This window comes from Klebsiella sp. (assembly GCF_027492335.1).
Classification (GTDB): Bacteria; Pseudomonadota; Gammaproteobacteria; order Enterobacterales; family Enterobacteriaceae; genus Klebsiella; species Klebsiella huaxiensis.
Window position 1 is genome coordinate 43,994 of sequence record NZ_JAPUEW010000060.1, and the last position, 9,229, is coordinate 53,222.

12 protein-coding genes are annotated in these 9,229 nt (G+C 52.8%); 8 read left to right on the forward strand and 4 right to left on the reverse strand.

What is annotated here, in order from left to right; genetic code table 11:
* Positions 1-19: 19 nt before the first annotated feature.
* Positions 20-1,048 (reverse strand): isopenicillin N synthase family dioxygenase, encoded by a 1,029-nt coding sequence (locus tag QVF11_RS18300; protein ID WP_142982222.1) that lies wholly within the window; start codon positions 1,046-1,048, stop codon positions 20-22.
* Positions 1,049-1,322: 274 nt separating this feature from the next.
* On the opposite strand from QVF11_RS18300, the gene QVF11_RS18305 reads away from it, so the two are divergent.
* Complete coding sequence (locus tag QVF11_RS18305) at positions 1,323-1,598, forward strand: VF530 family protein (protein ID WP_287858575.1); 276 nt, start codon at positions 1,323-1,325, stop codon at positions 1,596-1,598.
* A 41-nt stretch (positions 1,599-1,639) separates the two neighbouring features.
* Here QVF11_RS18305 and QVF11_RS18310 read toward each other — a convergent pair whose 3' ends face one another.
* Positions 1,640-1,828 carry a hypothetical protein gene (locus QVF11_RS18310; RefSeq protein WP_110274718.1) on the reverse strand — a complete coding sequence of 63 codons (189 nt, stop codon included), beginning with the start codon at positions 1,826-1,828 and terminating at the stop codon, positions 1,640-1,642.
* Between the two features lie 134 nt (positions 1,829-1,962).
* Positions 1,963-2,172, reverse strand: coding sequence for a YdgH/BhsA/McbA-like domain containing protein (locus QVF11_RS18315; protein ID WP_110274717.1), 210 nt, complete (start codon positions 2,170-2,172; stop codon positions 1,963-1,965).
* A 337-nt stretch (positions 2,173-2,509) separates the two neighbouring features.
* On the opposite strand from QVF11_RS18315, the gene QVF11_RS18320 reads away from it, so the two are divergent.
* From QVF11_RS18320 to QVF11_RS18345, 6 genes are read left to right on the forward strand one after another with little or no spacing between them, the layout of a single operon-like run.
* Complete coding sequence (locus tag QVF11_RS18320; RefSeq protein WP_112215003.1) at positions 2,510-3,250, forward strand: amino acid ABC transporter ATP-binding protein; 741 nt, start codon at positions 2,510-2,512, stop codon at positions 3,248-3,250.
* 8 nt (positions 3,251-3,258) lie between these two features.
* Positions 3,259-3,957 carry an amino acid ABC transporter permease gene (locus QVF11_RS18325; RefSeq protein WP_287858576.1) on the forward strand — a complete coding sequence of 233 codons (699 nt, stop codon included), beginning with the start codon at positions 3,259-3,261 and terminating at the stop codon, positions 3,955-3,957.
* Positions 3,958-3,966: 9 nt separating this feature from the next.
* Positions 3,967-4,719, forward strand: coding sequence for an amino acid ABC transporter permease (locus tag QVF11_RS18330; protein WP_287858578.1), 753 nt, complete (start codon positions 3,967-3,969; stop codon positions 4,717-4,719).
* Positions 4,709-5,551: a transporter substrate-binding domain-containing protein gene (locus tag QVF11_RS18335; protein ID WP_287858579.1), complete on the forward strand. Its 843-nt coding sequence runs from the start codon at positions 4,709-4,711 to the stop codon at positions 5,549-5,551. Before QVF11_RS18330 ends, QVF11_RS18335 begins: the two co-directional genes overlap by 11 nt.
* 4 nt (positions 5,552-5,555) lie before the next feature.
* On the forward strand, positions 5,556-6,083 hold the full coding sequence (locus QVF11_RS18340) for an L-2-amino-thiazoline-4-carboxylic acid hydrolase (protein ID WP_287858581.1): 528 nt from the start codon (positions 5,556-5,558) through the stop codon (positions 6,081-6,083).
* Positions 6,083-6,871 carry a pyrroline-5-carboxylate reductase family protein gene (locus tag QVF11_RS18345; protein ID WP_287858582.1) on the forward strand — a complete coding sequence of 263 codons (789 nt, stop codon included), beginning with the start codon at positions 6,083-6,085 and terminating at the stop codon, positions 6,869-6,871. Before QVF11_RS18340 ends, QVF11_RS18345 begins: the two co-directional genes overlap by 1 nt.
* On the opposite strand, the gene QVF11_RS18350 is transcribed toward QVF11_RS18345, so the two are convergent.
* The gene (locus QVF11_RS18350; protein WP_287858584.1) at positions 6,868-7,824 is read right to left on the reverse strand and encodes an AraC family transcriptional regulator; all 957 of its coding nucleotides are present in this window, start codon (positions 7,822-7,824) and stop codon (positions 6,868-6,870) included. The two genes, QVF11_RS18345 and QVF11_RS18350, sit on opposite strands and share 4 nt — an antisense overlap.
* A 108-nt stretch (positions 7,825-7,932) precedes the next feature.
* Between QVF11_RS18350 and QVF11_RS18355 the strand changes: the two genes are divergently transcribed.
* Entirely contained in the window at positions 7,933-9,132 is a 1,200-nt protein-coding gene (locus QVF11_RS18355; protein ID WP_287858585.1) for an MFS transporter, read from the forward strand.
* Positions 9,133-9,229 lie beyond the last annotated feature (97 nt).

The following is a 9,229-nucleotide window of genomic DNA, read 5'->3' on the forward strand; positions in this document are numbered from 1 at the left end:
CTTTTGTTTGTTGTTATGTCTACACGATCAATTGCTCGGCGCGTTCGCGAAAAACATCCTGGTAGTAGCGTTCAGCGACATCAGGATGCGAGCGCAGACGTCCTTTCAGGTAATTCCAGCCCACTTCACGCAGCAGCGGGTTTTGCGGGTCGCTATCCGGGCCGAGGGCTTCGCGGGCCAGTTCGGCAGGTAGCGTATAAACGGGGACTACAGCATCCAGCTGCGCGCCGAGGAAGAAAGCAATCGACAAACGCTGCTGCTCGGCAGGCGGCGACACCACTCTGTGCACCGTTGCGCGCAGATAGCCGTTGGTCGCCAGCTCCAGCAGCTCGCCGATATTCACGACAAAGCTTCCCGCCAGCGGCGTGGCGTCAATCCAGCGGTCGGGTGACACTTCGACCTGCAAGCCTTTTTGCTCATCCTGCAACAGAAAGCTGAGAAAACCAGAATCCTTGTGCGCGCCGACGCCCTGGGCGCTTTGCGTCTCCTGCTGGCCCGGATAGCGGATCAGCTTGATATGCTCGTTGGGTTTATCGCCATACAGGCCATCAAAGGCATCCTGCGGAAGGTGCAGTGCTTCGGCAAACGCGCGCAGCAGCGTGATCCCAACCTGGGTCATCTCCTGCTGCCAGGTTAGCAATGTCGGTTTGAGTGAGGGCAAGGCTTCGGGCCATAAATTTGGCCCCTGCAGGCGCTGCCAGCGCGGGGCGCGTTCGTTGAGCGTGAGCGCCGGGCGCTCGGCACCGATATCGAACTGCTCGCGCCAGTCCGGCTGACCACGGGTTAATTCCGATGCAGCGCGGTTGTAGCCACGAAAGTGCGGGGAATGGATCATCGCCACCTGCTGCTTTTGTTCATCAGCAAGGGCAAAAAAAGCGCGGGACTGCTGCTGGACGGCCTGCTGCAGCGAGGCATCAACGCCGTGGTTAATCAGATAAAAGAAGCCAATATCGCGCGCCGCGTGGCGCAGGTCGGCAAGGAACGCCGCTTTGTCAGCGGGGTCTGCGTAGCGGGCAAGATCCAGTATCGGTAGGGTTGTCGCGTTCATTGTGTTCTCCGAAGGTGGTTTTCAGGCATTTTCGTTTAGTCAGATTCAGAGTTCGGGGACAACAACAGCGCATGATCGATTCCTCAGTCGGGTGGTTGAAACCAGCTTGCCTTAAGCGAAAATAATCAACCAATAACGTTCTTTTCTAATTTATGTCTGCGCAGGGTTCTGTGCTTTTGCGAATTTTGGCTAAGAGGGGAGGGAGTCGGGTTGCGCACGGCGTCGTGAGCCAGTATGGTGGGCGAAATTTTTCTATTCAGGTAAAAACACGGTCATGCAGCACGTAAAAGATCCTCTGCACGGTATCACGCTGGAAGCCCTGCTCAACGCGCTGGTCGCTAAATATGGTTGGGCTGAACTGGCGAAGCGCATCAATATTAATTGCTTTAAAAGCGATCCGAGTATTAAGTCGAGCCTGAAGTTTTTACGCCGCACGCCGTGGGCGCGCAAAGAGGTGGAGGAGCTGTATATCGATTCGCTGACGGATGTGGCGTCAGACGTTGCGGATGCCTCGACTGAGAGTCCGTGGGCGAACTGGCAGAAAAAATAAGGAGCGCAGCAGATATTTCCGCGCGCCCCTTTTGCTATGTCTTACTGAAGATTACCCGCCGTCAGGCTCTCTTTATCGAAAGCATGGCTGACATCAATATGGTTCTGATGTACTGAGGTATCTATATTTGAACCTGCTTCTGGTCGCGCAAAGCTATTCTCTGCGGCCATCACGGTAGATGAAAGTGTAGCGGCCAAAAGCAGTGCGGTGACCACGCTGATTTTTTTCATATTCAATTCCTTATTTCATCGTGTTGTCGCTGTCGCCTGTTCTTTTGGCGGCCCGGCAATAGTCTTATATACCCTGAATAATTCGAGTTGCAGGAAAGCCAACGCACATGCAACTTGAAGTATGACGGGGGAGTTTATTTAGTCAGTTCAGCAGTCATATGCACGCGGTTGTTAAACTGAGCGCTGGTAATTTTGTATGACGCGCCTTGTTCTGCTGCCTGAGCGGCGATTTTTGCTTCTGCGCGGTCCAGAGTTGAGGCGCTGGCGCTAACGCTTTGTGCAAAAGAACCAAAAGAGATCATAGAGAGAGCAGCAACTGCAACGAAAGTTTTGATGGATTTCATGGTCGTATTCCTTAAGTGTTTTATCAGTGTTGGAGCGTTGTTGCCCCGATGTGATAAATAATAGACTGAGCATGCGGTGATTAAAATCGAAACAATTTGCGCATCTCTTTCAGAAAATTTGAATAATTTTAGCGTTTCAGCATTAACCCCACTGAATGGTGATGTATTGGTTACAATCCGGACTTAATACCATAACAAATATATAAAAAGTTATTTTTCGACTTTAGATATGTTTTTTTCTTGTTTGCTATCCCCTGAACCGCAGCAATATAGTTTTTACACAGCAACAAACGTCGATATGCGGCGGATTGGAAAATATATTCACGAATATCTCATTATGATAACTCTCGATAAAATCAGTAAAAGCTTTTCCGGTGAACGGGTACTCAAAGATGTTTCACTGAGCGTAAATCCCGGCGAAATTATTTGCATTATTGGCCCGAGTGGCTCAGGGAAAACAACGCTATTGCGGACGCTTAATTTTTTAGAACCCGCAGATAGCGGACAAATTAAAATAGATGACGTGGCGCTGGACTGTGCAAAGGCGGGTAAAAAGGAAATTGAAAAGCTACGCGCCAAAACTGCAATGGTTTTTCAATCGTGGAATCTTTTTCATAATCTTACCGCACTGCAAAATATCACCGAAGGTTTGATTTATGCCAAAAAGCGCTCACGCCAGGAGGCTGAAAATATTGCCGAACGGTTATTAAAGCAGGTAGGGCTACTGCATAAGAAAGATCACTATCCTCATAGCCTTTCCGGTGGGCAAAAGCAGCGCATCGGTATTGCCCGCGCGCTGGCAATCAACCCCGCTGTACTGCTGCTGGATGAGCCGACTTCCGCGCTGGATCCGGAAAAAGTTGGCGAAGTGCTGGAACTGATACAGACGATTGCCGTCGAGGGGCAGACGATGATTATCGTCACTCACGAAATGGAGTTTGCCCGCCAGGTGGCTTCTCGGGTGGTGTTTATGGAAAACGGCGAGATTGTAGAACAGGGGCCTGCGGAGCAGATATTTGGTGCCGCGCAGCAGGGGCGAACCCGGGCGTTTCTGGCTCGTTTGCACTATCATGGCTGAGGCTCAAGATGGACAATAACGCGTTGTTTAGCTGGCAGGATATCAGCCAGATTATCCCCAAACTGCTGGAGAATTTACCGATCACTCTCGGAATGACCTTCGCCTCATTGCTGTTTGGGCTGATGCTGGCGCTGATTATCGTGGTGCTACAATTTAGTCGATTTATGCCGCTCAGGATTGTTGCGAAAGGGTATACCGATATTCTGCGCGGGGCACCGCTGGCGCTGCTGATCCTGCTGTTTTTCTTCGGTGGCAAACTTATTCTGACGGCGCTGGCGCTTCCACCGCTGTTAATTGGCGATACCACCTTTGCCATTTTATCTATCTCGGTCAGCATCAGTCCTTATTTCGCCGAGATGATCCGCTCGGCATGGCATGCAATAGATATTGGCCAAAAGGAGGCGCTCAGAAGCCTGAATATTCCATGGCACATTGGCATTCGGCGGATTATATTCCCTCAGGGATTAATTATTGCTATTCCCAATTTTGGTAATCTTTTAATCAATCTGGTGAAGATGACCTCTCTGGTGAATATTATTGGTATTGTCGATATTTTTGGTCGGGCACAGAAGATCTCACAAAATAGCTATGGTGCTAAACAGGTTGCGGCCTTTATTAGCGTGATAATCGTCTACTGGTTGCTGAATAGTATTATTCTCTATTTTACCACCCGTATTGAAAAGAAATATCAGTTCCTGCTGGAGTGACAGATTAACATGTTTAGCTTTGCATTTATTCGGGATAATTTTACGTTTATTTTGAGCGCACTGCCAGTGACTCTGGCGATAACGCTATTATCACTACTTTTTTCTACCCTGCTGGGGGCAGGACTTGCATATGTAATCATTCGCCAGACCCCCGGTATTAAATATGTGGCAAAGATATTTATCTCTTTTGGCCGCTCGGTACCGGTACTGGTGATGTTGTATTTCTTTTTTTATGTCTGGCCGTGGATTGCCGCCGGACTGTTTGGCGGCCCGCAGGAGAATATGTTCAGCTATAAGCTCTCGCCACTAGTGGCGGCGGTGACCGCGCTGTCGCTGATCTTCAGCGCTTATTTTGCCGAGACATTTCGGGCCGGATGGAATGCGGTTGATAAAGGGCAGCGGGAGGCCGCCTGGTCGATTGGCGTCAGCGGGTTTACCCAGTTTCGGCGGATTATCTTTCCGCAGGCAGCCGTATCCGCGCTGCCCAACTTCACCAGCGTGTTGATCGATCTGATTAAGGATACCTCGCTGGTTTATACCATCACCGTTATCGACCTGATGGCGAAAGCCAACATCGCCGCCGCACGCGGCTTCCACTTTGTCGAAGCATATTGCGTGGTGCTGGTGATTTACATCGTGTTGTGTCTGGCGATCGCCCGGGCATTGCGCAGCGTAGAAATATCTCTGAGCGCACGCTGGCGAGGAGATGCACAAAAAAGAGTGGCAACTTTATCATTTTGGGGAAAGTATTTTGAAAAATAAAACGTTACTGGTGAGTTCTCTGTTCCTGACAATGGGAATTAGCGCTGCGCAGGCTGTTGAAAAAAGCCCGACGGCGAAAACGGTAGAAGTGGTGGTGAATGCCAACGGTTTTCCTTTTAGCTTTGTTGACGATAATAACAATATTACCGGCTACGACGGCGATCTGTTAAAGGTGCTGGATCAACGGCTGGCTAATTATAAATTTCATTTTAATGCTGTCTCGCGCGATGCGATGATAGTTGGCTTATCTACCGGGGCCTATACCCTCGCGGCGGATCACTTTTATCTCACTAAAGAGCGGGCAGAAAAATACGACCACTCCGGTGAACCGACCGGGATCAGCGATTTACGCCTGATCGTGCGCAATAACGAAAACGATATTCATAATCTTGGCGATCTTGCCAGCGGTAAGAAAAAGCTGGTGCCGATTCATACCACCGATGCACGCTATACGGTGATTGAAAACTACAATAAAAAGCACCCGACCCAGCAAATTAATCTGCAACCTAATGGTGAACAGTCCGCCGCTGATATTTTTAAAGCTGTGGCTTCAGGCGAATACGATGCGGCGATTTATCCTATTGGCGCGCTGCTGGCGTTAAATAAGGCGCTAAATCTTAACCTTAAAGCTTCGGATTCTGTCGGCTTATTCCCTAACGTCTATTTATATAAAAAGGACACTGACCCGCAGTTGATTAAAGCGATTGATGCTCAGCTGGTTGCACTGAAAAAAGACGGCACGCTTGCCGAGCTTTCACGTAAATGGTACGCCGAAGATGTTTATGCCTTACCCGGCGCCAGCGACGTTAAAGTCAATACCGACTGGGAATAAACACATGACGGAAATAACTTCAGAACCAGCGCATAACACCGCAAGCCTAACTGATGAGGTGACCCTGGCGCTGCGTGCGATTACCGAAAAAAGGGCCGCAACTATCGGTTATCTGCTTGATGAAAGCCGTCAGCGCAATATCGCCGATGATTTTGCCCGGGAGGCGATTCGTCATTATGGCCGGGATATTGGGTATAAGATACGCGCGCAGATGCACGATGGACGAGATCTGGAAGCGTTCGCCACGCTGTTTACCCGTGGTCTTGAATCTCAGGTTTATGAAATGGAGCCCGTCAGCGCCAGCCGCACAGAATTTATCGTCCAGTTTCACTACTGTCCTTACGTTAACTGCTGGCGGCAGCAGGGGCGCGAGGCCCGTGAAGTTGAGACGCTGTGCGATATCTGCATGGAAGGCGATCATGCGTTAACCGACGCATTCCCGGGACTGAAGTTAGACGTACAGACCGCGCTGGCTCGCGGTGACGCAGTCTGTCGGCTGCGTTTTTATCAGTCAGAAGAGCAGGAGGCATAATGGCAAATGTTCATTTTATCGGTGCCGGGCAGATGGCGGAGGCGATTATTCGCGCGTCTTTAAGCAACGGTACGCTGCGAGCGGAAGAGATCTCGCTGGAGGATATTGATGGTGCGCGAGTTGACTATCTGCAAAACCGCTATTCGCTGCCGGACGGTCGCGGGTTAACGGACGCTTCTCTGGTGGTATTGGGGATCCGTCCGCAGGACGATCTGACGGCGGTGGCTGACCGTGCACGTTCACAATTGACGAGGGGAACAACGGTAGTTTCATTGATTGCCGGAGTGACACTGGAAAAACTGTCCTCCCTGTTTGGCGCTGAAACGCCGATTGCCAGGGTGATCCCCAATACCTTGACCGATACCGGATTCGGCTATAGCGGCTTAACCCTAAACGCCGGGGCCAGCACGGAAGCGGTTGAGCCGTTTCTGCGCGGTTTCGGCAAAGTACTGTATCTACCGGAACGATTGATCGATATCTTCACCGGCTTTGGCGTCGCAGGTCCCAACTATATCTACTACTTTATCGAGTCCTTTACCGATGCCGGGGTGTTGGCTGGGTTGTCGCGGGCTCAGGCTACGGAAGTGGTGCGGGAAAATCTGCTCGGCGCGGCAGAGATGCTGCGCCGCAGCCAGAAGCATCCGCGTCAGCTTCTGGATATCAACAATTCACCGGCGGGAGTGGGGATTCACGGTCTGTATGAACTGAACAATAGCGATTTTGCCGCCGGGCTTCAGCGTAGCGTGCTGGCGGCGGTCAGGCGCACTCGCGAATTAGGGCAGGGCTAAAACTCTTCTCCCCGCGACAGGTCACGCAGTGCGCCCGGCGCTTTGCCTGTGATGCGCTTAAAGGCGCGGCTAAAGGCGGCATGCGAACTGTAACCCAGTTTGAAGGCCACTTTTTCCAGCGCCTGTCCCTCATGGGAGATGTACTGTACCGCCAGCCGCATGCGCAGCTCGGTCAGGTAGCGGGCTGGTGTGGTACCGGTGGCGGAGAGAAAGCGTTCGGCAAATACCGAGCGGGAGGTTCCCGCCTCGCGAGCCAAATCTTCGACCTTCCAGTTGATTCCGGGCTGCTGATGCATGACGTAAATGGCTTTGGCCAGCTTCGGGTCGCGCAGCACCTGCACCCAACCGGTGGCATTGCCGCAACCGCACTCGACCCAGCCGCGGACGATCAGCGCGGCAACCACATCAGCAAGACGTGCCAGAATACCGGCGTAGCCTGCCTGTCGGGTGAGGGTTTCGCGTTCCATCGCCGCCAGCATCGGCTGGATCTCCGGGCGAGCGGTCAGCAGGCTGCTGACCAGCATCACTTCTGGCATCGCTTTGACCAGCGGTTGCATGCCGCCCAGTTCGAAATCCATGCAGCCGCTAAAGATAATGGCGCTGCCATTTTTCGCGTCGTCGCCCTTATTTTTAACACAACACACGGTGCTGCAAACTGGTTCGCTGGGAAGCTTCAGGACGTTCATCACCGGGGCCTGTTCATCGGAAAGCAACGCGTGGCTATCGCCGTTGGGAATAAATAACGCATCGCCGCTTTCCAGTGTCAGACGTTGACCGCTGGCCATGCGCAGCAGCACCGGGCCCCGGCTAATAAAGTGGAACTGCGCTTTGCCGGGTACATGACTGAACTCGACGCCGAAGGGGCGAACGGCCTCAATGCGCCGGTAGTTGACGCCGGAAAGGCGCATGCCGCGCAGCAGTTCGCTGGTGAGATCGAGAGCTTGCTGAGTCATTACATCATTCCCGGACGAATTATCAATAATTGCAGAGTATGCATCATAGATCGTCCGACAGGAACACCCTAATCTTAACGAAATGTTAATTGTTCTGGAGAGATGTATATGAGTTCCTGCATTGCCGCTGAAGAGAGTCTGGCAAACGCTAAGCCCGCATGGCGCGCCGTCTACGCGCTGGCGCTGGGGGTGTTTGGCCTGATTGTCGCCGAGTTTCTGCCCGCCAGTTTGTTAACGCCGATGGCGGCCAGCCTCGGTGTGAGTGAAGGTATGGCGGGGCAGGCGGTGACCGCGACGGCGCTGGTGGCGTTGCTTACTGGTTTGCTGATCACTACCGCGACCAGGAATATTGATCGCCGCTGGGTGCTGATGTTCTTTTCCGTTTTGCAAATCATCTCCAGCATGATGGTGGCCTTTGCCGGATCGCTTGAGTTTTTACTGCTTGGACGATTGCTGTTAGGGATTGCGATTGGTGGTTTCTGGTCGATGTCGACCGCCACCGCTATGCGCCTGGTTCCGGCGGCGATGGTACCGAAAGCGCTGGCGATCATCTTTTCTGCCGTGTCGATAGCCACCGTGGTTGCCGCGCCGCTCGGTAGCTATTTTGGTGCGCTGATAGGTTGGCGTAACGTGTTTATTATTTGCGCATTGCCGAGCGTAGTTGCGCTGTTGTGGCAGCTGTGGGTATTGCCTTCTATGCGCCCGGAGAGCGCGGGCAGCTTTGCGACGCTGTTTAAGGTGTTGCGCCGTCCGGGCATGATGGGCGGGATGCTGGCGACTATCCTGATTTTCAGCGGTCACTTTGCCTTCTTCACCTATCTGCGACCGTTTCTGGAGACCGTGGCGCAGGCCAGCGTCGAAGGGGTTTCCCTGATCTTGTTGGGTTTTGGGGTCGCGAACTTTATCGGTACCTCGATTGCCGGACATTTTCTCTCCAGAAGCCTGCGCCTGACGCTGGCGCTGGTGCCGCTGGCGATGAGCGCGCTGGCGTTGATGATGGTGACGTTCGGGCACTTCGCGCTGTTGGATGGTTTGTTAGTGGCGATGTGGGGTTTTGCCTTTGGCCTGGTGCCGGTGGGTTGGTCAACGTGGCTTGCCACGACGGTGCCGGATGAGGCGGAGAGCGCGGGCGGGCTGTTGGTGGCATCTATTCAATTGGCGATTGGCGCGGGTGCGGCAGGCGGCGGGGCGGTGTTCGATCTTAACGGTGCCATCGGGGTTTTCGCCGGCAGCGGTTTGTTGCTGGTTAGTGCGATGGTGATTGTGCTGTTTGCGGTAAGAGTTAAGCCAGTGGTGAGCGAGGAGTAGATAATTCCCCGGAGGCGGTGCTGGCGCACCTGTCCGGGCTACTTTACGGCAGGTGCATCGTGGAAGTTTATTGTTTGGTAGCCCGGGCAAGGCGCAA

Bases quoted from the DNA above. Each gene is read 5' to 3' on its own strand.
- QVF11_RS18305 (WP_287858575.1), top strand. From the start codon at position 1,323: ATGCAGCACGTAAAAGATCCTCTGCACGGTATCACGCTGGAAGCCCTG.
- QVF11_RS18350 (WP_287858584.1), bottom strand. From the start codon at position 7,824: ATGACTCAGCAAGCTCTCGATCTCACCAGCGAACTGCTGCGCGGCATG.
- QVF11_RS18325 (WP_287858576.1), top strand. From the start codon at position 3,259: ATGGACAATAACGCGTTGTTTAGCTGGCAGGATATCAGCCAGATTATC.
- QVF11_RS18330 (WP_287858578.1), top strand. From the start codon at position 3,967: ATGTTTAGCTTTGCATTTATTCGGGATAATTTTACGTTTATTTTGAGC.
- QVF11_RS18320 (WP_112215003.1), top strand. From the start codon at position 2,510: ATGATAACTCTCGATAAAATCAGTAAAAGCTTTTCCGGTGAACGGGTA.
- QVF11_RS18315 (WP_110274717.1), bottom strand. From the start codon at position 2,172: ATGAAATCCATCAAAACTTTCGTTGCAGTTGCTGCTCTCTCTATGATC.
- QVF11_RS18340 (WP_287858581.1), top strand. From the start codon at position 5,556: ATGACGGAAATAACTTCAGAACCAGCGCATAACACCGCAAGCCTAACT.
- QVF11_RS18355 (WP_287858585.1), top strand. From the start codon at position 7,933: ATGAGTTCCTGCATTGCCGCTGAAGAGAGTCTGGCAAACGCTAAGCCC.
- QVF11_RS18310 (WP_110274718.1), bottom strand. From the start codon at position 1,828: ATGAAAAAAATCAGCGTGGTCACCGCACTGCTTTTGGCCGCTACACTT.
- QVF11_RS18300 (WP_142982222.1), bottom strand. From the start codon at position 1,048: ATGAACGCGACAACCCTACCGATACTGGATCTTGCCCGCTACGCAGAC.
- QVF11_RS18345 (WP_287858582.1), top strand. From the start codon at position 6,083: ATGGCAAATGTTCATTTTATCGGTGCCGGGCAGATGGCGGAGGCGATT.